We start from the raw sequence: 25561 nt of genomic DNA on the forward strand, positions 1-25561 counted from the left end.
GAGTGCGGGGAGACGCAGTGGAGAAGCCGAAGGTCGTTCTGGGGGTCAGCGGGGGCATCGCCGCCTACAAGGCGTGTGAGCTGCTGCGACGGCTGACCGAGTCCGGTCATGACGTACGAGTCGTCCCGACCGGGTCGGCGCTGAACTTCGTGGGCGCCGCGACCTGGTCGGCGCTCTCCGGCCACCCCGTGTCGACCGAGGTGTGGAACGACGTCCACGAGGTGCCGCACGTGCGCATCGGCCAGGGCGCCGACCTCGTCGTGGTCGCCCCCGCCACCGCCGACATGCTGGCCAAGGCCGCCCACGGCCTCGCCGACGACCTCCTCACCAACACGCTGCTCACCGCCCGCTGTCCGGTGGTCTTCGCGCCCGCCATGCATACCGAGATGTGGGAGCACCCCGCCACTCAGGAGAACGTCGCCACGCTCCGCCGACGCGGCGCCGTCGTCATCGAGCCCGCCGTCGGCCGACTCACCGGCGTCGACACCGGCAAGGGCCGGCTGCCCGACCCCGGCGAGATCTTCGAGGTCTGCCGCCGGGTGCTGGCCCGCGGGCCCGTCGAACCCGATCTGACGGGCCGCCACGTGGTGATCAGCGCGGGCGGTACCCGGGAGCCGCTCGACCCGGTCCGCTACCTCGGCAACCGCTCCTCCGGCAAGCAGGGGTACGCGCTCGCCCGCACCGCGGTCGCCCGCGGCGCCCGCGTCACCCTCATCGAGGCCAACACCGGGATGCCCGACCCGTCCGGCGCCGATGTCGTGCGGGTCGGCACCGCGGTACAACTGCGCGAAGCCGTGCTGAAGGCCGCGTCCGACGCCGATGTCGTGGTGATGGCGGCCGCGGTCGCCGACTTCCGCCCGGCCGAGTACGCCCAGGGGAAGATCAAGAAGAAGGACGGCCAGGAGCCCGCCCCGATCACGCTCGTACGTAATCCCGACATCCTCGCGGAGGTCTCCGCCGAGCGGGCCGCACCGGGCCAGATCGTCGTCGGTTTCGCCGCCGAGACCGACAACGTCCTCGCCAACGGCCGGGAGAAGCTCCGCCGCAAGGGCTGCGATCTCCTGGTCGTCAATGAGGTGGGGGAACGCAAGACCTTCGGCTCCGAGGAGAACGAAGCGGTGGTGCTCGCGGCCGACGGCGGTGAGACGCCCGTGCCGTACGGTCCCAAGGAAGGGCTCGCCGACACGATCTGGGATCTCGTGTCGGCGCGTTTCGTGTGAATTCCTCGTTTCGCCACCCGGAGAGCCCAAAACCCCCTAAAAATGGGCATAAAGGGCTTCTTTGGGGAGTGATTGTCGTACCGCAGCAAGCAGTGCCGCACGTCACAGAACTTCCAAAAGGCGAGACACGTTGTCCGACAAGCGATAGCGACCGATAAACTGGGTCCCGGACCGTGTCGGGCGCAGCTCCCGGACGTCCGCCAATGATCAGCCAGCAGCCGCTGCAACCCCAGGGAGCGATGTGTCCCGCCGTCTCTTCACCTCGGAATCTGTCACCGAGGGTCACCCCGACAAGATCGCTGACCAGATCAGCGACACCATTCTCGACGCCCTCCTGCGTGAGGACCCGACTTCGCGCGTCGCCGTCGAGACCTTGATCACCACCGGTCTGGTGCATGTCGCGGGTGAGGTCACGACCAAGGCCTACGCCGACATCCCGACGCTGGTGCGCAACAAGATCCTGGAGATCGGTTACGACTCCTCCAAGAAGGGCTTCGACGGCGCCTCCTGTGGCGTCTCGGTGTCCATCGGCGCACAGTCCCCGGACATCGCGCAGGGCGTCGACACGGCGTACGAGAAGCGTGTCGAGGGCGACGAGGACGAGCTCGACAAGCAGGGCGCGGGCGACCAGGGCCTGATGTTCGGCTACGCCTGCGACGAGACCCCGGAGCTCATGCCGCTCCCGATCTACGTGGCGCACCGCCTCTCGCGCCGGCTGTCCGACGTCCGCAAGAACGGGACCATCCCCTACCTGCGCCCCGACGGCAAGACGCAGGTCACCATCGAGTACGACGGCGACAAGGCCGTCCGTCTCGACACGGTCGTCGTCTCCTCGCAGCACGCCAGCGACATCGACCTCGACTCGCTGCTCGCCCCCGACATCCGCGAATTCGTCGTCGAGCACGTCCTCGCGCAGCTGATCGAGGACGGCATCAAGCTGGACACCGACGGTTACCGGCTGCTGGTGAACCCGACCGGCCGCTTCGAGATCGGCGGCCCGATGGGCGACGCCGGTCTGACCGGCCGCAAGATCATCATCGACACGTACGGCGGCATGGCCCGTCACGGCGGCGGTGCCTTCTCGGGCAAGGACCCGTCGAAGGTGGACCGCTCTGCGGCGTACGCGATGCGCTGGGTCGCCAAGAACGTCGTCGCGGCGGGCCTCGCGGCGCGCTGCGAGGTGCAGGTGGCGTACGCGATCGGCAAGGCCGAGCCGGTCGGCCTGTTCGTCGAGACGTTCGGCACCGCCGCGATCGAGACCGAGAAGATCGAGCACGCCATCGGTGAGGTCTTCGACCTCCGCCCGGCCGCGATCATCCGCGACCTCGACCTGCTGCGTCCGATCTACGCCCAGACCGCGGCGTACGGCCACTTCGGCCGCGAGCTTCCCGACTTCACCTGGGAGCGCACCGACCGCGTGGAAGCACTGCGCAAGGCGGCCGGGCTGTAAGCCTGCCGCTCTCGCCCGTACGCCGGGGCCCGGACGCCGCACGCGGTGTCCGGGCCCCGGCGCGTGCGGCCCCGGCCGGCCGGATAGAACGGTCCTGGGCAGGGGCCGCTGTCAGTGGTGTCTGGTAGGAATTTGGCTGTGAGCAGCGACAACGAGCAGTCCGTGGACCCCGAGGGTGGGGCGCCGGAGCAGCTTGCGCTCATTCGGGAGACCGTACGGAAGGCGAACGTGCCGCGGGCCAAGCCGCGGACCTGGCGGGGGGCCGCACTCGCCAAGGAGCTGCCCGTCGCCCGGGTGCTGGTCAACAAGGGCGTGCTCCACCTCGACCAGTACTTCGACTACGCCGTGCCGGAGGAGCTCGACGCCGAGGCGCAGCCCGGTGTGCGGGTGCGGGTGAGGTTCGGGGCCGGGGGGCGCAATGTCCGCGGCGGGCGCCGTGAGGGCGGCGGGCTGATCGACGGGTTCCTCATCGAACGGCGTGCCGAGTCGGACTACCCGGGGGCGCTCGCCGCGCTCGCCTATGTCGTATCGCCCGAGCCGGTGCTCGGACCCGAGCTCCTCGCCCTGTCCCGTGCCGTGGCCGACCGGTACGCAGGCAGTCTCGCCGATGTGCTGCAGCTCGCCGTGCCGCCCAGGAACGGACGGGCCGAGTCCAAGTCGTCGCCGGAACCGCTGCCGCGGCCTCCGGCGCCGTCGGCCGGGAGCTGGGAGCGGTACGAGCAGGGGCCTGCGTTCCTGCGGGCGCTGGCCGAGGGCGGGGCGCCCCGGGCCGTGTGGACCGCGCTGCCGGGCCCGCATTGGCCGCAGGAGATCGCCAGGGCGGTCGCCGCGACCCTCGCCTCCGGGCGGGGTGCGCTCGTCGTCGTACCGGACGGGCGTAGTGCCGGGCGGGTGGACGCCGCGCTCACGGAGGTGCTGGGGGCGGGCCGTCATGCGCTGCTGACCGCCGACTCCGGGCCCGAGAAGCGGTACCGGGAGTGGCTCGCCGTGCGGCGCGGATCCGTGCGCGCGGTGGTCGGGACGCGGGCCGCCATGTTCGCACCGGTCGCGGATCTGGGTCTGGTCGCCGTGTGGGACGACGGCGACTCCAGCCACAGCGACGACAACGCCCCGTTCCCGCATGTCCGGGAGGTCCTGGAGCTGCGGGCGGCGCACGGCCGGTGCGCGTTCCTGCTCGGCGGGACGAACTGCACGGTGGAGGCCGCCCAACTGGTGGAGAGCGGTTGGGCGCTGCCGCTGCGTGCGGACCGGGAACAGCTGCGGATCGCGGCGCCGCTGATCCGTACCGTCGGCGACGGCGAGCTGGCGCGGGACGGGGCGGCCCGGGCGGCGCGGCTGCCCAGCCTCGCCTGGCAGACCGTGCGGGACGGGCTGCGCAGCGGACCGGTGCTGGTGCAGGTGCCGCGTCGTGGGTACGCACCCCGAATGGCCTGCGAGCGCTGCCGCGAGCCGGCCCGGTGCCGTCACTGCGCGGGACCGCTGGAGGCACCGGACCAGCAGGATCTCAACTGCGCCTGGTGCGGCCGGGCCGAAACCGCCTGGCACTGTGTCGCCTGCGGCGCCAACCGGCTGCGGGCCCGGATCGTCGGCGCCCGGCGGACCGCAGAGGAGCTCGGCCGGGCGTTTCCCGCCGTGCCGGTGCGCACATCCGGGCGCGACCACATCCTCGACTCCGTCCCCGATGTGCCCGCGCTGGTGGTCAGCACCCCCGGAGCCGAGCCTGTCGCCGAGGGTGGCTACGCGGCCGCGCTGCTGCTCGACGGCTGGGCGATGGTCGGCCGCCCCGACCTGAGGGCCGGCGAGGAGGCGCTCCGCCGCTGGACCGCCGCGGCCTCACTGGTACGGGGTCAGCAGGAAGGCGGCACGGTGGTGATCGTCGCCGAACCGACGCTGCGGCCGGTCCAGGCACTGGTGCGCTGGGACCCGGTCGGCCACGCCCGCCGCGAGCTGGCGGAACGCGCCGAGCTGGGCTTCCCGCCGGTGTCCCGGATGGCCTCGGTGACCGGCCCGCCGGAGGCTCTCGCCACCTTCCTCGCCGCCGCGGAACTGCCGCCGGAGGCGGAGGTACTCGGCCCGGTCCCGGTGCCGCGCACCGAACCCGGCAGACCGCGCAGACCGTGGGACGCGCCGGTGGGGGAGAGCTGGGAGCGGGCTCTGCTCCGGGTGCCGCCGGGCAGCGGCGCCGCACTCGCCGCCGCTCTGAAGACGGCACAGGCGGCGCGGATGGCCCGGGGGAACGGCGATCCGGTACGGATCAGGGTCGATCCCCCGGACATCGGCTGACCCGACGTGCGCCAAGCCACATACGACTGCCCCTCCGCGCCTCGGGCACGGCGGGGCAAGGGGGTTCGGTCAGCCGTTGCGCGGGCCGGGGAAGGCGCCGGGGCGCAGGTCCTCGCGCAGGGACGGGCGGTCCGCCGAGGGCTGGGGAGGCATCGAGCGGGCCGCGGGTACGACGGGCAGTACCGACGACGTGCCGGACCCGGGCGTCACGGGCAGCGGACGTGTCCCCGCGGTCTCCGCGGCCACCTCCACCGCCCCCGGCTGCGGGTTCCGGCGGGCGCCGTAGCGGCGGTGGACCGCCTGCTTGGTGACTCCGAGTGCGGAGCCCACCGCGTCCCAGGAGAAGCCCAGCGAGCGGTCGAAGTCCACTGCCGCCGTCACCAGGGTTTCGACGCTGTCCCGCAGTTCCTGGGCCAGCCTGACGGTGGGGGCCGGGGCCCTGCCGTAGACGACGAAGCCCGTGGACGGGCCGGAGCGGCGCGGACGGTAGACGTTGCCCAGTTGGGCCGTGAGCGTGCGCAGTGCGTCCACCTGCCGCCGGACCCGCTCGATGTCCCGCACCAACAGATGCAGGCTGGCCCGCGCTTGGGCGTCGTGGGTTGCGTGGTCGGCCATGAAGAAGCCTCTCGAACCGGCGTTGAAAGGGGTCGGACCGCACCTGGCGGCCCGCTTCGGTCAATCTCTCTTGACCAACGCGTCACCCGGGGCTGTGGTCACGCTTCAGGGGCGTACGCGCATATGCGAGGGGCGCACGGTCGTGCGTACGCCCCCGGTCGGTTGCCGCCTAGACTGGTGCGTTGCTCGTCACCGTACGTTTCGGCCTGAGAGGCAGTCAGCCACCCATGAAGCTCGTCTTCGCAGGCACCCCCGAGGTAGCCGTACCCGCCCTGGACGCCCTGATCTCCTCCGGCCGGCACGAAGTGGCCGCCGTCGTCACCCGCCCCGACGCTCCCGCCGGACGCGGCCGTCGACTGGTCGCCAGCCCCGTCGCGGAGCGCGCCGAGGAAGCCGGAATCGAGGTGCTGAAGCCCGCCCGGCCTCGCGACGAGGACTTCCTCGCGCGGCTGCGGGAGATCGCCCCGGACTGCTGCCCGGTCGTCGCCTACGGGGCGCTGCTGCCCAAGACCGCGCTCGACATTCCCGCCCGCGGCTGGGTCAATCTGCACTTCTCGCTGCTCCCGGCCTGGCGCGGCGCGGCCCCCGTGCAGCACGCGGTGATGGCCGGGGACGAGGTCACCGGTGCCTCGACCTTCCTGATCGAGGAGGGACTCGACTCCGGACCGGTGTACGGCGTGCTCACCGAGGAGGTACGGCCCACCGACACCAGTGGCGATCTGCTCACCCGGCTCGCCTTTGCCGGCGCCGGGCTGCTCGCCGCGACGATGGACGGTATCGAGGACGGCACCCTGCACGCCGTGCCGCAGCCGGAGGAGGGCATCACTCTCGCACCGAAGATCACCGTCGAGGACGCCCAGGTGCAGTGGTCGGCGCCCGCGCTGCGGGTCGACCGGGTGGTGCGCGGCTGCACCCCCGCCCCCGGGGCATGGACGCTCTTCCGAGGGGAACGCCTCAAGCTGATCCAGGCCGTTCCCGTCCTGGACCGCGCCGACCTGGCGCCCGGCGAGCTGTCCGCGTCCAAGAACAATGTGTACGTCGGCACCGGATCGCACGCCGTCGAGCTGCTCTGGGTCCAGCCGCAGGGCAAGAAGCCGATGCGGGCCGCGGACTGGGCGCGCGGGGTGCGGATCGCTCCGGGGGAGCTGATCGGGGTCTGAGCCCTGTCCGGCGGGCATGTTCGGCGGGGACGCGGGACAGGACCGTCCGGTGGCCTGTCCTGTCCTCGATCGCCGGACGGGCTTGATCCGACGGCGACGTAGGCTGGGAGGGTTCGCCCCCTCACCATCAGCGGAGCACCTTTCACGTGAACGACCAGCAGCGTCGCCGTCCCGCCAAGCCGCATCGCCGGCCTCAGAAGGACCCGGTCCGGTTCCTCGCCTTCGAAGCGCTCAGGGCTGTCGACGAACGCGATGCGTACGCCAACCTCGTCCTGCCCCCGCTGCTGAAGAAGGCACGCGCCAAGGGTGACTTCGACGCCAGGGACGCGGCGCTGGCGACCGAGCTGGTCTACGGGACGCTGCGGCGCCAGGGCACGTACGACGCGATCGTCGCGTCCTGCATCGACCGGCCGCTGCGCGAGGTCGACCCGCCGGTCCTCGACGTGCTGAACATGGGCGTCCACCAGCTGCTCGGCACGCGTATTCCCACCCACGCCGCGGTCTCCGCCAGTGTGGAGCTGGCCCGGGTGGTGCTCGGCGAGGGACGGGCGAAGTTCGTCAACGCCGTGCTGCGGAAGGTCGCCGCGGACGACCTCGACGGCTGGGTGGCGCGCGTCGCCCCGTCGTACGACGAGGATGCCGAGGACCACCTCGCCGTCGTGCACTCGCACCCGCGGTGGATCGTCTCGGCCCTCTGGGACGCGCTGGGCGGCGGCCGCGCCGGGATCGAGGATCTCCTCGAAGCCGACAACGAACGGCCCGAGGTCACCCTCGTCGCCCGCCCCGGCCGTTCCACCACCGATGAGCTGTTCACGGCCCTCGGTGACGAGAACGGGCTGCCCGGCCGCTGGTCGCCCTATGCCGTACGGATGGCCGAGGGCGGCGAGCCAGGCGCCCTGGCCGCGGTGCAGGAAGGCCGTGCCGGGGTCCAGGACGAGGGCAGCCAGCTGGTGGCCACGGCCCTCGCCAACGCACCGGTGGACGGCAGCGACACCCGGTGGCTCGACGGCTGCGCCGGGCCGGGCGGCAAGGCCGCGCTGCTCGCCGCCCTCGCCGCCGAACGCGGCGCTGCCCTCCTCGCCGCCGAGAAGCAGCCGCACCGGGCCCGGCTCGTCGAGCGCGCGCTGGCCGGCAACCCCGGCCCGTACCAGGTCATCACCGCCGACGGCACCCGCCCGCCGTGGCAGCCCGACAGCTTCGACCGGGTCCTGATGGACGTCCCGTGCTCCGGCCTCGGCGCGCTGCGCCGTCGCCCGGAGTCCCGCTGGCGCCGCCGCCCGGAGGACCTGGAGAGCTTCGCGCCGCTGCAACGGGGCCTGCTGCGGGAGGCATTGAAGGCCGTGCGGGTCGGTGGCGTCGTCGGTTACGCGACCTGCTCGCCGCATCTCGCGGAGACCCGAGTGGTCGTCGAGGACGTGCTGAAGGGGCGCGGCGGCCAGCCGGTCGAGGCGGAGTGGGTGGACGCGCGCCCGCTGATGCCCGGTGTGCCCGCGCTGGGCGACGGACCCGACGTCCAGCTGTGGCCGCACCTGCACGGCACGGACGCGATGTATCTGGCTCTGCTGCGGCGTACCGCGTAGGGGCCGGTACCGCCGGCCTCACGCGGTGCGGTGACCTGTTCCGCGTGCGGCCGGTGGCGGAATGTGCATCCCGAGCGTCCGCAGCCGGTGTCCGGACCCACGCGCAACGAAATTGCGTAACGAAACCCTCGCCCCCGCGGTGTGCGGTGCCGGGAGAAGGCCGCCGCCGCAAGGCCTGTACCGCTGCCGATCGGCCCGACGCGGGCCGAATCGCCCGGATCGGGCAGCCGAAACCCCTGGATTTCGCGAACTGTAATGATCCCGTGAGGCTTTGGCCCGCACTCGGGCGGGGAAGTGCCGCGGAACATGGCAGGCTTGGCACATGGCCCAGATCAACCCGAGCATCCTGTCCGCCGACTTCGCTCGCCTCGCCGAGGAGGCGAAGGCCGTCGAAGGCGCCGACTGGCTGCATGTCGATGTCATGGACAACCACTTTGTGCCCAACCTGACCCTCGGCGTGCCCATCGTGGAATCGCTCAGCCGGGCCACGGACACTCCGCTGGACTGCCATCTGATGATCGACGACCCGGACCGCTGGGCGCCGCAGTACGTCGAGGCGGGCGCCGGCTCGGTCACCTTCCATGCGGAGGCCGCGGCAGCGCCGGTGCGGCTGGCGCGGGAGATCCGGGCCAAGGGCGCCCGCGCCTCCATGGCGCTGAAGCCCGCGACGCCCATCGAGCCGTACGAGGACCTGCTCCCCGAGCTCGACATGCTGTTGATCATGACGGTGGAGCCGGGCTTCGGCGGCCAGGCCTTCCTGGACATCATGCTGCCGAAGATCCGCCGTACCCGTGAGCTGATCTCCAAGCACGGTCTGGAGCTGTGGCTCCAGGTCGACGGCGGGGTCTCGGAGTCCACCATCGAGCGGTGCGCCGAGGCCGGTGCGGACGTCTTTGTCGCCGGTTCCGCGGTGTACGGGGCCCAGGACCCGGCCGAGGCGGTACGCGCCCTGCGTGCCAAGGCGGACGGGACGATCGCTTCGGCGGCCTGGGCGTGCAACCACTGAAGCCGGCGGCGACGTCGGCAGTGACGACGCAGCCCGGTCGGGCCCCGGTTGCCGGTCGGCCCGGCCAAGGGCAGATGAACGCGGTCCGACGGGACCGATCAAGGATCGCCGGATCTGACAGGATGAACGGCGTATCGAGCGTGTGAACAGCAGTGAGGAGATCGCGGTGTCTGCTATGTCGGCGGGACGGTCCGCCCTGCGGATGGGGCCCGCGGAGCTGGTGCAGGCGGCGGCCATGGCCCGCCGCTTCTACCTCGAGGGAAAGTCGAAGATCCAGATCGCCGAGGAGTTCGGCGTCAGCCGCTTCAAGGTGGCCCGGGTCCTGGAGACGGCGCTCGAGCGTGACCTCGTACGGATCGAGATCCGGGTCCCCGCAGAGCTGGACGCGGAGCGTTCCGACGCGCTGCGGGCCCGCTACGGGCTGCGGCACGCGGTCGTCGTCGAGTCTCCCGCGGAGGAGCAGGACGACGCCCCGGACCCGGAGAACCTGGGCGAGGTCGCGGCCGATCTTCTCGGCGAACTGGTGAACGAAGGCGATGTCCTGGGCCTGGCCTGGGGCCGGTCCACCATCCACATGGCGGCGGCCCTCGACCGGCTGCCGCCGTGCACGGTCGTGCAGCTCACCGGGGTGTACGACGCCGGGACCGCCGAGCGCGGTTCGGTCGAGGCGGTCCGGCGGGCCGCCCAGGTGTCCGGTGGCGAGGCCCACCCGATCTATGCGCCGATGCTGCTGCCCGACCCGGCCACGGCCGCCGCGCTGCGCCACCAGACCGGCATCGCCCGCGCCTTCGAGTACTTCGACAAGGTGACGGTCGCCGCGGTCTCCATCGGCTCCTGGGAGCCGGGTATCTCCACCGTCCACGACATGCTGACCGACGAGGAGCGGGAGCACTACGCGTCGCTCGGCGTCGCCGCCGAGATGTCCGCGCACCTGTTCGACACGGAGGGGCGCCGGGTCGGCCGCGACCTGGGCGAGCGGTGCATCACCGTCGAGGCGGACCGGCTGCGGCGGATCCCCGAGGTGGTGGCGATCGCGGGCGGTCAGCGCAAGGCGGCGGCGATCGGGGCGGTCCTGCGGTCCGGTCTGGTCACCAGCCTGGTGACGGACACATCAGCCGCCGAATATCTGCTGACGGAGTCCGCGGCGCCGCGGCGGCCCGCACTGGAGCGGGCCGACCCGGACGGGGTCTGAGCGGGACCGGGCGGCGTTCCGGACGGGCCGCCCGGCGGCCACTGCGCGCCCTGGCCGCCGGACGGGCTCCACGCCCCGTCCGGCGGCCGATGTGATGCGCTACGGGGTCAGTCCTGCCGTAGGCCCAGGACCGTTGGCTCCAGGTACTGCTGCGGCTCCTTGTACTGGCTGACGTCCGCCGGGTTGTAGCGCGGCGTCTGCCGTGACCAGTCCAGATTGCCGCGCATCCAGCTCCGCATGCCGTTCAGGTACGGGACGAGCATCCCGGAAAGCAGCGGGTAGGCCGTCACCAGCTCGGCCTCGGCAGCCAGGAAGCGCTCCGTCTCCCTGGCGGTCTCCGCGCAGACGTGCTCCAGAGCCTGCTGCTTGCCGTATCCGCGATGGTGCCGGACCAGGTGGACGAGGTTGTGGATCTCGCCGAGGACCTGTTCCTTCTCGTACGAGTACACGTCATTGGCCCAGCACACGACATTGCACGAGGCTTCGAGCGCGACGATGAACCGTGGGTCGTTGTGGATCGACTCGGGTGCCTCGATACTGGCCACGATCTCTATCAGGTCCATGCAGACATGTATGGCGCCGGTGTGCCGCCGCTTGGCGATGTACGTCTCCTCGGACGGCACGACACCCTTCGCCCGGTTCCCCGCCTCCCAGGTGGTGGCCGTGGTGAGGTACGTGATCAGGTGCCAGGCGAACCGTCGCAGCCAGTGCGAGGCCGCGTTCGGCGTCGTCCGCTTCCACAGGTCGGCCAGGGCGACCACCGCGGCCGGGAGCTCCTCGTCCGGCAGCGGGCCGGCGCCGGTCCCCTGGACCACTGCGCGCATCAGCGCCACCACGTCGCGAACCCGGTCCGGGCTGCGGCCGAGATGGCCGTCGTCGAGCTGGTCGTCGACGAGAAACAGCCAGACGAACCAGTCGGCGACGAGATCGAGATTCTCGGCGTTCGCGGTCGGATACACCATGCCGACGAACGCGCCGAAGTCGGCTTGCTCGAAGCGTTCCCTGGCTGAATCCCGGTGTACCAGACCGGTGCTGCGCGTCCAGCTGTCGAGGTGCGCACGCGTGTGCGCGACGTGCGGGTTCGTCTGCTGGGGGAACGGGCAGTAAATGTCCGGCAGTTCGTTCTCCACGGGCGGGTCTGGATCCTCTCCGGTCGTACGTATGACGGAAGTTGGGGCCTTTCCGCCTGTTCCTCGGGACTTGGTTGCGACCCGCGGGACCTGCGCGTTTGAAGCTACCTGACCCCTTGTCACCAGGTCCAGGGAAGATGATCGTGAATGGTTGAAAGCTGTTCGGGTAGTGTCTGTGGGTAAGGCAGGTTCCACTTGCCCGGGACTCCCGCACGCGGCCCTTGTAGGAACGTACGAACGCGGGAGCCGTTTGCTGTGTCTTCACGGCAGCGACCTGCGCGGTTTCGTATGAAAAAATGAGCCTTATGCGTTTTCTTGAGCCCGGCACCGGTCGCTACACAGAGTCCCCCTCGGTCCCGTACGACCTCACGTACGACGATGTCTTCATGGTTCCGGGCCGCTCAGCGGTCGGTTCCCGCCAGGGGGTCGACCTCTCCTCGCCGGACGGCACCGGCACCACCATCCCGCTCGTCGTCGCCAACATGACGGCGATCGCGGGCCGCCGGATGGCCGAAACAATGGCCCGCCGCGGCGGGCTGGTCGTCATCCCCCAGGACATCCCGATCGACGTCGTCACCGACGTCATCTCCTGGGTCAAGACGCGCCATCTCGTGCTCGACACGCCGATCGTGCTGACTCCGGGCCAGACCGTCGCCGACGCCCTGTCCCTGCTGCCGAAGCGCGCGCACGGCGCCGGCGTCGTCGTCGACGACGAGCAGCGGCCCGTCGGCGTCGTCACCGACCACGACCTGACCGGTGTCGACCGCTTCACCCAGCTCTCCGAGGTCATGTCCAAGGACCTGGTGCTGCTCGACGCGGACATCGATCCGCGCGACGCGTTCAACAAGCTCGACGGCGCCCACCGCAAGCTCGCCCCCGCGGTCGACGCGGACGGCCGGCTCGTCGGCATCCTCACCCGCAAGGCCGCGCTCCGCGCCACCCTCTACACCCCGGCCACCGACGCCGACGGCAAGCTGCGGATCGCCGCTGCCGTCGGGATCAACGGCGATGTGGCGGGCAAGGCCAAGCAGCTCCTCGACGCGGGCGTCGACACCCTCGTCGTGGACACCGCGCACGGTCACCAGGAGTCCATGATCAGTGCGGTCCGCGCGGTCCGTGCGCTCGACCCGCAGGTGCCGATCGTGGCCGGCAACATCGTCGCCGCCGAGGGCGTGCGCGACCTCGTCGAGGCCGGCGCGGACATCATCAAGGTCGGTGTCGGCCCCGGCGCCATGTGCACCACCCGGATGATGACCGGCGTCGGGCGGCCCCAGTTCTCCGCGGTGCTGGAGTGCGCCGCCGAGGCGAAGAAGTACGGCAAGCACGTCTGGGCGGACGGCGGCGTCCGCCACCCGCGCGATGTCGCCATGGCGCTCGCCGCGGGCGCGTCCAACGTGATGATCGGCTCCTGGTTCGCCGGTACGTACGAGTCGCCCGGCGACCTCCAGCAGTCGGCCGACGGGCGCTACTACAAGGAGTCCTTCGGCATGGCGTCCGCGCGCGCCGTGAAGAACCGCACGTCGGACGAGTCGGCGTACGACCGGGCCCGCAAGGCGCTCTTCGAGGAGGGCATCTCCACCTCGCGGATGTTCCTGGACCCGGCCCGCCCCGGCGTCGAGGACCTGATCGACTCGATCATCGCGGGCGTCCGCTCCTCGTGCACGTACGCAGGTGCGGCGTCCCTGGAGGAGTTCGCCGAGAAGGCGGTCGTCGGTGTGCAGAGCGCCGCCGGTTACGCCGAGGGCCAGGCGCTGCACGCCAGCTGGAGCTAGTCACGCGCTCCCGGCAGCGCCGGGAGGCAACGAGGAGCAAGTCCGGGCCGCCGACGCGGCCCGGACTTATTCCGTCGGTGGGGGAGAACGCCGCTCAGCAGGCCGGCGCGGATACGTACGGCGCGAGCGCCCCCGTGACGGCCGCCGCCAGACGGGCGTGGCCGGCGTCGTGAGGGTGCAGGCCGTCCGCCAGATGTTCCGGCCCGAGGACATCGCGTCCCGGCAGCACGGACAGCCGGGAGTCGCCCGCGCGGACGAGGTCGGCACCGGCCTCCTCCATCGCCGTCCGCAGCTCGCGCAGAGTGGCCCCCAGGGCATTCGGGGTGTCCTCGGCGTCCGGGCACAGGAGCGGTGAGACGAGCAGCAACGGCGTCCCGGGGTGGCCCGCGCGCACCAGTGTGATGAACGCGCGCACCGTCTCGTACAGCAGCGGTGCCGAGAACGGCACTCGTGACCAGCAGTTCGTACCGAACGCCAGCGTCAGTACGTCGGCCGGGAGCGCCGCGATCTGCTCGGCGACGCACAGCTCCCCGCGCGCCGCCCCCGCGTACCCCAGATTGACCGGGTCCAGCCCGAGCGCGCGGCCGGCCACCGCGGGCCATGCGTGGGCGGGGCGCGTGGACCACCAGCCCTCGGTGATCGAGTCACCGTGCACCACCCACCGCGGCTGCTCCGGCGCGGGCAGCAGCGTGCCGCCCACCGCCCGCACGCCGAGGATCAGGGGGGACTGTCCCTGCGGCGGATGGACGGTGAACGGGCCTTCCCCGGGTGGGAGTTCGAGCACGGCGACCGCCTCCTCGGCGGGCTCCGTGAAGATCTCCGCCACACACCGGTCGCCCTGCCAGAGCGCGAACACGTGGGCGAGGTCGTGCAGCGCGTCCGCCGGGTCGGGCACCGCGGCGCGGTAGCGGATCTCCACCGCACGCGCACCCGGTGCCAGGAACTCCAGCCGTACCCCGATGGGCAGCAGCGCCCGCGCCCCGGTGTCCCACGGCAGTCGCGCCAGATCGGCCGGGTCGGCCCGCACCGTACGCACACCGTCCCGCCAGGCCACACCGCGCAGAAAGAGGTCGGGGTCGAGCCAGGTCATCGGGTCTCCGTTCGGTAGGGGTGCACTGCACCCTTACCCCGCTGCGTCGCCCCGACGTCCGTACGGCCCCGTCCGTCACCGCGTGTTCTACTTCGGGTGCGGCACGGTGTGCCGCCGTCCCCGAACACCCATCGCAGAGAAGTGATCCACCTGAAGTGCGACTGAACGATCTCGACGAACGCATCGTCCACGCCCTTGCCGAGGACGCCCGCCGCTCCTACGCCGACATCGGCGCGATCATCGGCCTCTCCGCGCCCGCGGTGAAGCGCCGCGTCGACCGGTTGCGCGCGGAGGGGGCCATCACCGGCTTCACCGTGCGGGTGGACCCGGCGGCGCTCGGCTGGGAGACCGAGGGATTCATCGAGATCTACTGCAGCCGCAACACCTCCCCGGAGGCGATCAAGACCGGTCTGGCGCGCTATCCGGAGATCGCGTCGGCCTCCACGGTCACCGGGGAGGCGGATGCGATCGTCCAGGTCTTCGCCGCAGACATGCGCCACTTCGAGCAGGTGCTGGAGCGGATCGCGGGCGAGCCCTATGTGGAGCGCACCAAGTCGGTGCTGGTGTTGTCGCCGCTGCTGCGGCGGTACTCCTCGGGGACTCCGGGCTGATCACACAGGCGGGCGACGGCTCTCCGGCCCGTCCTGTCGGGGCCGCGGACACGCACCTGGGCAGGTGGTCCTCGACGAGACCGATATCACCCCTCTGACCTGCAACGACACTCCACGCAACGAATCACCGCCGCAGCGGTGGATTGCGCAATGGATCGACGGTCGGCGCGCAACGCTCGCGCCTTGTCCGGCCGGAATCCCGGCCCGTACCGTCTATACGTCCCCGCCAAGCCCGCACCGCCCGAGGTCTGCCATGCCGCCGTTGCGCACCGCCCTGCTCCAGAGCTCCGGACGTCCGGGCTCGGTGGCCGAGAACATCCAGGTGATCGACGAGGCCGCCGGCCGCGCGGCAGCGGCCGGGGCCCGGCTGCTGGTCTGCCCCGAACTGTTCCTCACCGGATACGCCATCGGCGACGACGTGCCCCGGCTGGCCGAGCCCGCCGACGGCACCTCCGCACGGGCCGTCGCCGACATCGCCGTGCGGCACGGGCTCGCGGTCCTGTACGGCTACCCGGAGCGCGCGGACGAGCTGATCTTCAACGCGGCGCAGCTGATCGGTCCGGACGGCACCCGGCTCGCCAACTACCGCAAGACCCACCTGTTCGGCTGCTTCGAGCAGCAGTGGTTCACCCCCGGCGACCAGCCCGTCGTCCAGGCCGAGGTGGACGGCGTACGCATCGGGATCATGATCTGTTACGACGTCGAGTTCCCGGAGAACGTACGGGCGCACGCGCTCGCCGCCACCGACCTGCTGCTGGTGCCGACCGCGCAGATGCACCCCTTCCAGTTCGTCGCGGAGTCCGTCGTACCGGTCCGTGCCTTCGAGAGCCAGATGTATGTCGCGTACGTCAACAGGACAGGTCCGGAAGGCGAGTTCGAGTTCGTCGGGCTGAGCTGCCTGGCCGGACCCGACGGCACCGTCCGCACCCGGGCCGGACGCGGCGAGGAGCTTGTCGTCGGCGATGTGGACCCGGAGTTCCTGAGCGCGTCCCGCGCCGCCAACCCGTATCTGCACGACCGCCGCCCCGGTCTGTACGGCTCCCTCGTCTGAGCCCACGCCCTCCCGCTTCCTCTTTCCCGTGCAAGGAGTCCGTACCCCATGACGTCCACGGTGCCCAACGCCGTCCAGCACACCGACGCGCAGCCGCCGATCACCATGTTCGGGCCGGACTTCCCGTACGCGTACGACGACTTCCTGGCCCACCCCGCGGGGCTCGGCCAGATACCGGCGACCGAGCACGGCACCGAGGTCGCCGTCATCGGCGGCGGGCTCTCCGGCATCGTGGCCGCGTACGAACTCATGAAGATGGGCCTCAAGCCCGTCGTCTACGAGGCGGACCAGATCGGCGGGCGGCTGCGTACCGTCGGTTTCGACGGCTGTGACCCCTCGCTGGCCGCCGAGATGGGCGCGATGCGCTTTCCGCCGTCGTCCACGGCGCTGCAGCACTACATCGACCTGGTGAACCTGCGGACCGAGCCGTTCCCCAACCCGCTGTCCCCCGCCACCCCGTCGACCGTCGTCGACCTCAAGGGCGAGTCGCACTACGCGGAGACCATCGCCGACCTGCCGCAGGTCTACCGCGATGTGATGGACGCCTGGAACGCCTGTCTGGAGGAGGGCGCCGACTTCTCCGACATGAACCGGGCGATGCGCGAGCGCGACGTCCCGCGCATCCGGGAGATCTGGGCGAAGCTCGTCGAGAAGCTCGACAACCAGACCTTCTACGGCTTCCTCTGCGCCTCCGACGCCTTCAAGTCGTTCCGGCACCGCGAGATCTTCGGTCAGGTCGGCTTCGGTACCGGCGGCTGGGACACCGACTTCCCCAACTCCATCCTGGAGATCCTGCGGGTCGTCTACACCGAGGCCGACGACCATCACCGCGGCATCGTCGGCGGCAGCCAGCAGCTCCCGCTGCGGCTCTGGGAGCGCGAGCCGCAGAAGATCGTGCACTGGCCGCTCGGCACGTCGCTGTCCTCGCTGCACGACGGCGAGCCCCGCCCCGCCGTGACCCGGCTGCACCGCACCGCCGGGAACCGGATCACCGTCACCGACGCGACCGGCGACATCCGCACCTTCCGGGCGGCGATCTTCACCGGGCAGTCCTGGCTGCTGCTCTCCAAGATCGACTGCGACGACGCGCTGTTCCCCATCGACCACTGGACGGCGATGGAGCGCACCCACTACATGGAGTCGTCGAAGCTGTTCGTTCCGGTCGACCGGCCGTTCTGGCTGGACAAGGCTGTCGACGACAGGGGGGTTCCCACGGGCCGGGACGTCATGTCGATGACGCTCACCGACCGGATGACCCGGGGTACCTACCTCCTCGACGACGGGCCCGACAAGCCGGCCGTCATCTGCCTCTCGTACACGTGGTGCGACGACAGCCTGAAGTGGCTGCCGCTCTCCCCGAACGAGCGCATGGAGGTCATGCTGAAGTCGCTCGGCGAGATCTACCCGGACGTCGACATCAGGAAGCACATCATCGGCAACCCGGTGACGGTCTCCTGGGAGAACGAGCCCTACTTCATGGGCGCGTTCAAGGCCAATCTGCCGGGCCACTACCGCTATCAGCGGCGGCTGTTCACCCACTTCATGCAGGACCGGCTGCCCGCCGACAAGCGCGGACTCTTCCTCGCGGGCGACGACATCTCCTGGACGGCCGGATGGGCCGAGGGCGCCGTGCAGACCGCGCTCAACGCCGTCTGGGGTGTGATGAACCAGTTCGGCGGCGCCACGGATGCGACGAACCCCGGCCCCGGTGACGTCTTCGACGACATCGCTCCGGTCGAACTCCCGGAGGACTGACCGGCGTTACGCGGGCCGGCAGACGCTGCGCTGCCGGCCCGGGCTCCGGCCCCGGCCCGGGCTCCGGCCCCGGCCCGGGCTCCGGCACCGGGCGACAGATGGCGTACCGGATGCGCCGCCGTCGCGGTGCGGGCGCCTTCGCAGAGGTGTGCGGTCAGCGGCACGGGGTGAGCAGACAGCGCCCCACCAGACCCGCACCCGCGTCCATCCGCTGCCGGAACTCCTCGGCGAGCACCGGGAGATCACGCAGCCGCCACAGCACCCGGGCCGCCGACCACGCCGCCTCGCGGGCCCGGTCCAGACTCCATGTCCCCAGCAGGTGGGTCAGCGGATCCGCGACCTCCAGCAGATCGGGACCCGGCATCAGATCCTCCCGGATCTGCTCCTCCAGCATCGCGAGGAGGTCGCCCACCTGGTCGAACTCCTCCTGCAGGTCCGGCGGTGCGCAGTGGAGCGTGCGGCAGGTGTCCACGACGGCGAGCGCCAGATCGTGGCCGATGTGTGCGTTGATCCCCGCCATCGCGAACTGCAGCGGCCGTACACCGGGATGGTGCCGGTACTGGAACAGCGGGCGCCAGCAGTCGGGCGGCCGGTGCCCTGCCGACGCTGCGTCGACGGCCGCGAGATAGCGCTCCGCGAACTGCACGTCCAGGGCGGCCGCGGCCACCCGGTCGGGGAACGCGCCTTCGGTGATCTGCCGGTCGACGGTCTCGGTGACCGTCAGATAGACCCGGTTGAAGACCGCCACCCCGTCCACCGGCGGCCAGGAGGACTGAAGGTCACGCATCCGCCCGAGCACCGAGGTGACATCGGGCGGCGTGGCGACGGGACCGGCCCGGCCCGCGCACTGCTCCATCTGCTTGAACTGCGACATGGGGGCAGCGTCCCAGCCGCGGGTCCGCCGTGGCGCCGACGGGCCGTGGGTTCATCGGAACGGGGGAACGAGGGCAGAGCCATCGGTGCCCCGGAGGCCCGCCCCGGGTCGTTTCGGACGGGTGAGCGCGGCGGTGCGCGGTCAGGCCGAAGGCGTCGGGTCACCGATTCCCCGGGCCACGAGTTCGGGCACGGTGTGTTCACTTCCTCCCGGAGGGGGCTACTGCGTAGGCGGCTTCGTGTCGTCGTACGTGGACGTGCCCGCGTCCAGCAGCGGCTCCTGCGGCTTCAGATGGGCCGGGGCGAAGGCCCGCAGCACGTGGTAGCCGGTGATCACGACGATGGTGCCGAGCGCGATCCCGCTCAGCTCGAAGTCGTCGGTGATCTTCAGGCTGACCCCGCCGACACCGATGATGATGCCCGCGGCGGCCGGCACCAGATTCAGCGGGTTGCGGAGGTCGACGTTGCCGCTCATCCAGATCTGGGCGCCCAGCAGGCCGATCATCCCGTACAGGATGACGGTGATGCCGCCGAGGACCCCGCCCGGGATCGCGGCGACGACCGCGCCGAACTTGGGACAGAGCCCGAACAGCAGGGCGAAGCAGGCGGCGGCCCAGTACGCGGCGGTGGAGTAGACGCGGGTCGCGGCCATGACGCCGATGTTCTCGGAGTACGTGGTGTTGGGCGGGCCACCCACGGCGGTGGAGAGCATGGAGGCTGCGCCGTCCGCCGCGATGGCGGTGCCGAGCTTGTCGTCGAGCGAGTCACCGGTCATCTCGCCCACGGCCTTGACGTGCCCCGCGTTCTCCGCGATCAGCGCGATCACCACCGGCAGTGCGACCAGGATCGCCGACCATTCGAAGCTCGGGGCGTGGAAGGACGGCAGTCCGATCCAGTCGGCCTTGGAGACGCCCGACAGGTCGAGCCGCCAGTGGTCGACCGCCTCGGCGCCGCCCGTCGGTGAATGGATCTTTCCGAAGACCCGGTCCAGCACCCAGGACAGCGCATAGCCGAAGACCAGACCGAGGAAGATCGCGATGCGCGAGAAGAATCCGCGCAGGCACACCACGGCCATACCGGTGAAGAGCATGACCAGCAGCGCGGTCCACTGGTCCTGCGGCCAGTACGTCGACGCGGTGACCGGCGCCAGGTTGAAGCCGATGAGCATGACGACGGCGCCGGTGACCACGGGCGGCATCGCCGCGTGGATGATCCGGGCCCCGAAGCGCTGCACCGCGAGACCCGCGAGGAAGAGCGCCACGCCGACGACGAAGACCGCCCCGGTGACGACGGCACTGTCCCCGCCGCTCGCCCGGATCGTCGCGGCCACGCCCACGAAGGAGAGCGAACAGCCGAGATAGCTGGGCACCCGGCCGCGCGTGGCGAGCAGGAAGATGGCCGTCGCGACGCCGGACATCATGATCGCGAGGTTCGGGTCCAGCCCCATGAGCACCGGGGCGACGAACGAAGCGCCGAACATCGCAACCACGTGCTGGGCGCCGAGCCCGAACGTACGGGGCCAGGAGAGCCGCTCATCGGGCCGGACCACGGCCCCCGGTGCGGGGGTCTTTCCGTCGCCGTGCAAGGTCCAGCGCACGCCGAGGCCGCCCATGGTCGCTCCCTGTGTGTCCGTGTGTGGGTCCGTGCGGTGCCCGGTGCCGTCTTGGTACGGCCCGGCGCCACCGCGGAGAAGATCAGCGCCATGCTAATGCCGGAGCGGCGGCGACCCGTGTCCGGGTTCCGCTGCGCGAGCCCCGCCCGAGGGTCCCATCCATGAATCGTGCGCGAAGCATTGTCACCCCGAACAGGCGGCTCTACGCTCACACGGTCGTGCTCGTGAACATCATTCATATATCTGATTCATGAGGGGAGTGCTCGATGAGCGAAAGACCTCGTCGGCGTCTCGGAGCCCTGCTCACCACCGTCGTTGCCCTGACCGCCGTCCTGGTGCCGGCCGCCTCCTCCGCAGCCGCCACCGCCCACCGCCCGCCGCCCCGGGTGCCGAGGACCGTGGTCATCGACGGCCACCGCATTCAGCAGACCAAGCTACGGCTCGACCACGGCGACCGGGCTCTGCGCACGGCCGTCGACGCGCTGACCGTGAAGGCGGACAGCTGGCTGGACCAGGGCCCCTGGACGGTCGTCGACAAGCCGAAACCCGCACCGAGCGGGGACCCGCACGACTACCTGAGCCAGGCCCCGTACTGGTGGCCCTCCCAGCCGAAGACCGCGGAGAACCCGTGGGGCTGTCCGTACGTCCAGCGCGACGGCGAACGCAACCCCGAGGTCGACACCGGCACCGACCGCCCCGACATCGGCAAGGTCTTCAACTCGGTCACCACGCTCAGCCTCGCCTGGTACTACACGGGCCGGAAGCAGTACGCCGAGCACGCCTCGGACATCCTGCGCACCTGGTTCCTCGACCCCGCGACCCGGATGAACCCCAACCTGAACCACGGGCAGTTCATCCCCTGCAAGTACGACGGCCGGGCCATCGGCATCATCGACTTCTCCCAGCAGTACACCTCGGTCCTGGACGCCATCGCCCTCCTCGACACGGGTGCGCCCGGCTGGTCGAAGAGCGACCGGACCGGCATGCAGGCCTGGAACGCCTCCTTCCTGGACTGGCTGGTCGACTCGGACTTCGGCAAGCAGGAATCGGCCGCCCAGAACAACCACGGCACCTTCCAGGACATGCAGATCGCCGGACTCGCCCTCGCCACCGGTGACAAGGACCTCGCCCGCAAAGTAGTCCTCGACGCGCGTGCGCTGCGGATCGACCCGCAGATCGCCGCCGACGGCACCCAGCCGCAGGAGCTGGCGCGCACCCGCAGCTGGCACTACTCGACCTTCGACCTGGTCGCCTACACGCGGCTCGCCGCGATCGGCAAGCAGGTCGGTGTGGACCTCTGGGCCTACCAAGGGCCGCAGGGGCAGAGCCTGTTCAAGGCGGTCGACTATCTGCTGCCTGCCGCGTCCGGGGCGGCCCCCTGGCCGCACCCCGAGCTCGAGTTCTACCGGTACGCGGCCAGTGACATCGTGCACGCTGCCGCCGACGCCGGTGACCGGCAGGCGCAGGCCGCCGTACCGCAACTGGAGACGCCGCCCGGCGGCGACCTCTGGGCGCTGCGGCCCGCAGCGGAGCAGCTCGACTCGATCGCCGGCTGAACGTCCGCGGGCGGGGCTCCACCAGGAGCCCCGCCCGCGGAACGAGCCCTCAGGCCCGGGGCTCGGCCGCCGTCTCGGGTGCGCCGACCGCCTTCGCCGCGACCTGGCGGTCACCCGCCCGCAGCACGCCGGCCCCCAGCACCAGACCGAACGCCAACACCGTCACCAGGCCGAACGACACGACCAGCGAGGTCGCCTCGGCCAGCGAACCGATCGCCGACGGGGCGATCAGCCCCGAGGTGTACGTGATCGTGGCGACGCCCGCGATCGCCTGGCTCGGGTTCGGCCCGCTGCGTCCCGCCGCCGCGAACGCGAGCGGGACGACCACGGCGACACCGAGGCCCAGCAGTCCGAAACCGCACATGGCCGGAACCGCGCCCGGCGCGACGACCACCAGCACACCCCCGACGGTTGCCAGCACTCCGCCCACCCGCACGGTCCTGACCGCACCGAACCGGTCGACGACCTTGTCCCCGGCGATCCGGGCCACCGCCATCGTCAGTGCGAACGCCGTCGTGGACGCGGCCGCGAGCCCGGCGGAGCTGTCCATGATGTCCCGGAGGTAGACCGCCGACCAGTCCAGGCTGGCTCCCTCGGCGAACACTGCGCAGAACCCCACCGCGCCGATGACCAGCGCCGACCTGGGTGGCAGGGTGAACCGCGGTGGCGGCTCCTCGTCCGGCTCGCTGCGCAGATCCAGTACGCGCCGGCAGGCGATCAGGCCGAGCACGGTGAGCACGAGAGCGGCGAGGACGTGGTGCAGCCGGGCGTCGGCGCCGATGTGGGCGGCCACGGTGCCCGCCGCCGAACCGATCAGCGCGCCCACGCTCCACATGCCGTGCAGCCCGGACATGATCGACTTGTCGAGACGGTTCTCCACCTCGACGCCGAGGGCGTTCATGGCCACGTCCGACATGCCGGCCGACGCCCCGAACACGAAGAGGGCCGCGCACAGCGTCAGCAGGTTCGGTGCCAGCGAGGGCAGCGTCAGCGCAAGCGTCCACAGCGCCAGCAGTCCGCGCAGTGCGGTTCTGGCGCCGAGGCGATGGCTGATCGCACCGGCCAGCGGCATGGCGAGCGAGGCGCCGATCGCCGGGAAGGCCAGGGCGATGCCCAACTGCCCCGCACTGACCCCGGCGTGGTCCTGGATCCAGGGCACGCGCGTGGCGAAGCTGCCGGTCACCGCGCCGTGCACGGTGAAGACCGCGGCGATCGCGAACCTGGCCCGCCTCACCTGCTCCGTGCCGAAGACCGTCCCTGTGGATTCCGTCGTCATGCCGCCGTGCCCTCCCCTGGGAATTCTCTGTCGCGGTCGACCCCCGCGCCTGTCCTCACGGTGTGGGGAGTAAACTATCAGGAACCCTGCCTGATAAATAGGCCGTCATGGTCCCTCCCCGTGCGGCAGTGATCTGGAAGGATCCCGGCATGCCCGCATCACCGAGCACCGCCCGGGTCATCAACGACCGGCTCGCCCTTCGGCTGCTCCAGGAGGACGGCCCGCTGACGGCCACCCAGCTCAAGACCCTGACCGGACTCTCCCGCCCCACCGTGGCCGATCTGGTGGAGCGGTTGCAGGGGGCCGGTCTGATCCAGGTCGTCGGCGAGAGCGGCGCCGAGCGACGCGGCCCCAACGCCCGGCTGTACGGGATCGTCGCGGACCGCGCCCACCTCGCCGCCCTCGACGTGCGTACCGACAGCGTCGCCGTCGTCGTCGCCGATCTCCTCGGCGTCACGCTCGCCGAGGCCACCCTGCCGATCGGCAGCGACACCGGCACCGAAACCGCCGCGGAACAGGCCGCCGCGCTGCTGGAGGACACCGCGCGCGAGGCAGGCGCCGCACCGCTGCACAGCGTCGGCATCGGCGCCCCCGGCCTGATCGACCCGGTCACCGGCGAGCTCCGCGACACCTCCGGCCTGCCCGCCTGGCACCGTCGCCTCGTCCGGGTGCTCCAGCAGCGGCTGCCCGCGACCGTGCTCGTCGAGAACGAGACCAACCTGGCCGCCGTCGCCGAACACCGTCTTGGCGCGGCCCAGGACCGCGACACCTTCGTCCTGCTCTGGCTCGGCCACGGCATCGGCGCCGCCGTCATGCTGGACGGCAAGCTGCGCCGCGGAGCCTCCGGCGGTGCGGGTGAGATCGGTTTCCTGCCCGTGCCGGGCACGGTGCGGATCCCCTCCGCGGTCAACTGCGACGGCGGGTTCCACTCCCTGGTGGGCGCGGCGCCGGTGTACGAACTGGCCCTGAGGCACGGCATCGACGTGCGTACGCGGATGGGTTCCGGGGAGCAGGAGCCGGCTGCCGCGTTCGCCGTACGGGCCGCCCTGGCCGGAGAAGGGGAGGGCGAGGCGTTCCTCTCGGCCCTCGCCGACCGCCTCGCGGTGGGCGCCGCCGCCGTCGCCTCGGTCATCGACCCCGGCTGTGTGGTCCTCGCCGGCGAGGTCGGTCACGCGGGCGGTGATGCGCTGGCGTCCCGGGTCGAGGAGCGGCTGGCCATGATGTCCCCGCTGCGGACGGAGGTCAGAGCGGGCCTGCTGGGCGGCTCCGCGGTGCTCCGCGGTGCGCTGCTCGCCGCCCGCGATGCGGCTCAGGACGAGCTGTTCACCCCTGGCGGCGTCGGCGGCGCTCCGTGAGGGACTCCTCGAACGTGGCCTTCCCGACGGCCCGTCGGGGAGTCGGATGCCCGCCCCGCCGGTAGCCGGCATACGCCTTTCCGGCCAGCGGTAGGGGCACCAGCGGCCGCCGTTTCCCGGTCACCCGGAGATAGGCCCGGGCCGGCTCCGGCAGCTCCCGGACTTCGGGCCCGCCCATCTCCGGCACCCGCCCCGCCGGACCGGCCACCGCCAACTCGGCCGGCCGGTCCGCGACTTCACCGGTATCGATGGACTGCAGCCGCACCCCGGCCGGCAACGGCATCACGGGCAGCCGGGCCGCTGCGGCGAGGACGCGCAGGACCAGGTCGTGGAACCGGGTGGACCGCAGGATCGTCCAGCCGAGCCCCGAATCCTCGACCATCTGCTCGACCTGCCGCTCGACCCGGTAGTGGCCGAGTGGCACCCGGTCCACGCCGACGATCGAGACATGGACCAGATGGGGGACACCGGCCTGCTTCGCGGCCTCGATGAGATGTCCGGCCGCCGTGTCGTCGCCACCGCGCGGCAGCGTGGCGCAGTGCACGATCGTGTCCACGCCGTCGACCGCCGCGCCCAGACCCGTACCGTCGCGCAGATCGACGGCATACGGCTGTGATCGTCGGCTCAGCACCCGGACTTCGTGCCCGTCGGTGCGCAGCCAGGCGGCCCCCGAACCCGCTCGTGCGCCTGTCGGTGCGTCCGTCCGTGAGCTCGCCGCGAGCCCGCCAGGGGCCCGGCTGTGAGCCACTCCACACCTCTCATCCGTATGGCCCATGAGCAGGCGTGGCACACTGATCCTGTAACAGCAGCAGCGCACTCCGGGGTCGGTGCAATTCCGAACCGGCGGTTATAGTCCGCGACCCGTCCGCATCCAGCGGCCGGTTGACCAGGTGAGATTCCTGGACCGACGGTTAAAGTCCGGATGGGAGGCAGTGCGCGGCGGGCCGTCACAGGTATGCCGCCGTCGGCGGATG

At 71.5% G+C, this 25561-nt stretch carries 20 protein-coding genes and 1 riboswitch; of the genes, 13 read left to right on the top strand and 7 right to left on the bottom strand.

Annotation, left to right across the window (positions count from 1 at the left end; all coding sequences use genetic code 11):
* The first annotated feature begins 17 nt into the window (after nt 1-17).
* From coaBC to OHA03_RS26305, 3 genes are all read left to right on the top strand, one after another.
* Nucleotides 18-1220 carry a bifunctional phosphopantothenoylcysteine decarboxylase/phosphopantothenate--cysteine ligase CoaBC gene (gene coaBC / locus OHA03_RS26295; RefSeq protein ID WP_267006224.1) on the top strand — a complete coding sequence of 401 codons (1203 nt, stop codon included), beginning with the start codon at nt 18-20 and terminating at the stop codon, nt 1218-1220.
* Between the two features lie 241 nt (nt 1221-1461).
* Entirely contained in the window at nt 1462-2670 is a 1209-nt protein-coding gene (gene metK, locus OHA03_RS26300) for a methionine adenosyltransferase (RefSeq protein WP_267006225.1), read from the top strand.
* A 138-nt stretch (nt 2671-2808) separates the two neighbouring features.
* Complete coding sequence (locus OHA03_RS26305; protein ID WP_267006226.1) at nt 2809-4953, top strand: primosomal protein N'; 2145 nt, start codon at nt 2809-2811, stop codon at nt 4951-4953.
* A 69-nt stretch (nt 4954-5022) separates the two neighbouring features.
* On the opposite strand, the gene OHA03_RS26310 is transcribed toward OHA03_RS26305, so the two are convergent.
* Nucleotides 5023-5568: a hypothetical protein gene (locus tag OHA03_RS26310; RefSeq protein ID WP_267006227.1), complete on the bottom strand. Its 546-nt coding sequence runs from the start codon at nt 5566-5568 to the stop codon at nt 5023-5025.
* Between the two features lie 227 nt (nt 5569-5795).
* On the opposite strand from OHA03_RS26310, the gene fmt reads away from it, so the two are divergent.
* The 4 genes from fmt (at nt 5796) to OHA03_RS26330 (ending at nt 10506) form a co-directional block, all read left to right on the top strand.
* Complete coding sequence (gene fmt / locus OHA03_RS26315) at nt 5796-6728, top strand: methionyl-tRNA formyltransferase (protein ID WP_267006228.1); 933 nt, start codon at nt 5796-5798, stop codon at nt 6726-6728.
* Between the two features lie 146 nt (nt 6729-6874).
* On the top strand, nt 6875-8308 hold the full coding sequence (locus OHA03_RS26320) for an RsmB/NOP family class I SAM-dependent RNA methyltransferase (protein ID WP_267006229.1): 1434 nt from the start codon (nt 6875-6877) through the stop codon (nt 8306-8308).
* A gap of 322 nt (nt 8309-8630) precedes the next feature.
* Nucleotides 8631-9314: a ribulose-phosphate 3-epimerase gene (gene rpe, locus OHA03_RS26325; protein WP_030918954.1), complete on the top strand. Its 684-nt coding sequence runs from the start codon at nt 8631-8633 to the stop codon at nt 9312-9314.
* A gap of 175 nt (nt 9315-9489) precedes the next feature.
* A complete protein-coding gene (locus OHA03_RS26330; RefSeq protein WP_267008164.1) occupies nt 9490-10506 on the top strand; it encodes a sugar-binding transcriptional regulator in 1017 nt (338 codons plus the stop codon).
* Between the two features lie 107 nt (nt 10507-10613).
* Here OHA03_RS26330 and OHA03_RS26335 read toward each other — a convergent pair whose 3' ends face one another.
* Nucleotides 10614-11636, bottom strand: coding sequence for a terpene cyclase (locus OHA03_RS26335; protein ID WP_267006230.1), 1023 nt, complete (start codon nt 11634-11636; stop codon nt 10614-10616).
* A gap of 305 nt (nt 11637-11941) precedes the next feature.
* On the opposite strand from OHA03_RS26335, the gene OHA03_RS26340 reads away from it, so the two are divergent.
* Nucleotides 11942-13408, top strand: coding sequence for a GuaB1 family IMP dehydrogenase-related protein (locus tag OHA03_RS26340; RefSeq protein ID WP_267006231.1), 1467 nt, complete (start codon nt 11942-11944; stop codon nt 13406-13408).
* Nucleotides 13409-13502: 94 nt separating this feature from the next.
* On the opposite strand, the gene OHA03_RS26345 is transcribed toward OHA03_RS26340, so the two are convergent.
* Entirely contained in the window at nt 13503-14498 is a 996-nt protein-coding gene (locus tag OHA03_RS26345) for a GDSL-type esterase/lipase family protein (RefSeq protein WP_267006232.1), read from the bottom strand.
* Nucleotides 14499-14653: 155 nt separating this feature from the next.
* Here OHA03_RS26345 and OHA03_RS26350 point away from each other — a divergent pair, with 155 nt between their 5' ends.
* The 3 genes from OHA03_RS26350 to OHA03_RS26360 all read left to right on the top strand — a co-directional run bounded on the left by OHA03_RS26350 (nt 14654) and on the right by OHA03_RS26360 (nt 17915).
* On the top strand, nt 14654-15109 hold the full coding sequence (locus tag OHA03_RS26350; protein WP_267006233.1) for an Lrp/AsnC family transcriptional regulator: 456 nt from the start codon (nt 14654-14656) through the stop codon (nt 15107-15109).
* 253 nt (nt 15110-15362) lie between these two features.
* A complete protein-coding gene (locus OHA03_RS26355; protein WP_267006234.1) occupies nt 15363-16160 on the top strand; it encodes a carbon-nitrogen hydrolase family protein in 798 nt (265 codons plus the stop codon).
* A 48-nt stretch (nt 16161-16208) separates the two neighbouring features.
* Nucleotides 16209-17915, top strand: coding sequence for an NAD(P)/FAD-dependent oxidoreductase (locus OHA03_RS26360; protein WP_267006235.1), 1707 nt, complete (start codon nt 16209-16211; stop codon nt 17913-17915).
* Nucleotides 17916-18069: 154 nt separating this feature from the next.
* Here OHA03_RS26360 and OHA03_RS26365 read toward each other — a convergent pair whose 3' ends face one another.
* Both OHA03_RS26365 and OHA03_RS26370 read right to left on the bottom strand, forming a co-directional pair.
* Complete coding sequence (locus tag OHA03_RS26365; RefSeq protein ID WP_267008165.1) at nt 18070-18771, bottom strand: DUF5995 family protein; 702 nt, start codon at nt 18769-18771, stop codon at nt 18070-18072.
* Nucleotides 18772-19008: 237 nt separating this feature from the next.
* A complete protein-coding gene (locus OHA03_RS26370; RefSeq protein ID WP_267006236.1) occupies nt 19009-20400 on the bottom strand; it encodes a uracil-xanthine permease family protein in 1392 nt (463 codons plus the stop codon).
* A gap of 266 nt (nt 20401-20666) precedes the next feature.
* Here OHA03_RS26370 and OHA03_RS26375 point away from each other — a divergent pair, with 266 nt between their 5' ends.
* Nucleotides 20667-21956 carry an alginate lyase family protein gene (locus tag OHA03_RS26375; protein ID WP_267006237.1) on the top strand — a complete coding sequence of 430 codons (1290 nt, stop codon included), beginning with the start codon at nt 20667-20669 and terminating at the stop codon, nt 21954-21956.
* Between the two features lie 49 nt (nt 21957-22005).
* Here the strand turns inward: OHA03_RS26375 and OHA03_RS26380 are convergent, their stop codons facing one another.
* Nucleotides 22006-23232, bottom strand: a complete 1227-nt coding sequence (locus tag OHA03_RS26380; protein WP_267006238.1) for an MFS transporter — start codon at nt 23230-23232, stop codon at nt 22006-22008.
* A gap of 149 nt (nt 23233-23381) precedes the next feature.
* Between OHA03_RS26380 and OHA03_RS26385 the strand changes: the two genes are divergently transcribed.
* The gene (locus OHA03_RS26385; protein WP_267006239.1) at nt 23382-24587 is read left to right on the top strand and encodes an ROK family transcriptional regulator; all 1206 of its coding nucleotides are present in this window, start codon (nt 23382-23384) and stop codon (nt 24585-24587) included.
* Here the strand turns inward: OHA03_RS26385 and OHA03_RS26390 are convergent.
* The gene (locus OHA03_RS26390; protein ID WP_267008166.1) at nt 24556-25245 is read right to left on the bottom strand and encodes an SDR family oxidoreductase; all 690 of its coding nucleotides are present in this window, start codon (nt 25243-25245) and stop codon (nt 24556-24558) included. The two genes, OHA03_RS26385 and OHA03_RS26390, sit on opposite strands and share 32 nt — an antisense overlap.
* A gap of 151 nt (nt 25246-25396) precedes the next feature.
* A riboswitch (FMN riboswitch) is annotated at nt 25397-25527 on the top strand.
* Nucleotides 25528-25561: the final 34 nt, after the last annotated feature.

This window comes from Streptomyces sp. NBC_00154, assembly GCF_026342835.1.
Taxonomy (GTDB): domain Bacteria; phylum Actinomycetota; class Actinomycetes; order Streptomycetales; family Streptomycetaceae; genus Streptomyces.

What these genes read in the sequence shown, in the direction of transcription:
- fmt (WP_267006228.1), top strand. Translation starts at nt 5,796, where the DNA reads ATGAAGCTCGTCTTCGCAGGCACCCCCGAGGTAGCCGTACCCGCCCTG.
- OHA03_RS26380 (WP_267006238.1), bottom strand. Translation starts at nt 23,232, where the DNA reads ATGACGACGGAATCCACAGGGACGGTCTTCGGCACGGAGCAGGTGAGG.
- OHA03_RS26365 (WP_267008165.1), bottom strand. Translation starts at nt 18,771, where the DNA reads ATGGAGCAGTGCGCGGGCCGGGCCGGTCCCGTCGCCACGCCGCCCGAT.
- OHA03_RS26355 (WP_267006234.1), top strand. Translation starts at nt 15,363, where the DNA reads ATGCCGCCGTTGCGCACCGCCCTGCTCCAGAGCTCCGGACGTCCGGGC.
- OHA03_RS26375 (WP_267006237.1), top strand. Translation starts at nt 20,667, where the DNA reads ATGAGCGAAAGACCTCGTCGGCGTCTCGGAGCCCTGCTCACCACCGTC.
- OHA03_RS26370 (WP_267006236.1), bottom strand. Translation starts at nt 20,400, where the DNA reads ATGGGCGGCCTCGGCGTGCGCTGGACCTTGCACGGCGACGGAAAGACC.
- OHA03_RS26340 (WP_267006231.1), top strand. Translation starts at nt 11,942, where the DNA reads ATGCGTTTTCTTGAGCCCGGCACCGGTCGCTACACAGAGTCCCCCTCG.
- rpe (WP_030918954.1), top strand. Translation starts at nt 8,631, where the DNA reads ATGGCCCAGATCAACCCGAGCATCCTGTCCGCCGACTTCGCTCGCCTC.
- OHA03_RS26330 (WP_267008164.1), top strand. Translation starts at nt 9,490, where the DNA reads ATGTCGGCGGGACGGTCCGCCCTGCGGATGGGGCCCGCGGAGCTGGTG.
- OHA03_RS26360 (WP_267006235.1), top strand. Translation starts at nt 16,209, where the DNA reads ATGACGTCCACGGTGCCCAACGCCGTCCAGCACACCGACGCGCAGCCG.
- OHA03_RS26385 (WP_267006239.1), top strand. Translation starts at nt 23,382, where the DNA reads ATGCCCGCATCACCGAGCACCGCCCGGGTCATCAACGACCGGCTCGCC.
- OHA03_RS26310 (WP_267006227.1), bottom strand. Translation starts at nt 5,568, where the DNA reads ATGGCCGACCACGCAACCCACGACGCCCAAGCGCGGGCCAGCCTGCAT.
- OHA03_RS26345 (WP_267006232.1), bottom strand. Translation starts at nt 14,498, where the DNA reads ATGACCTGGCTCGACCCCGACCTCTTTCTGCGCGGTGTGGCCTGGCGG.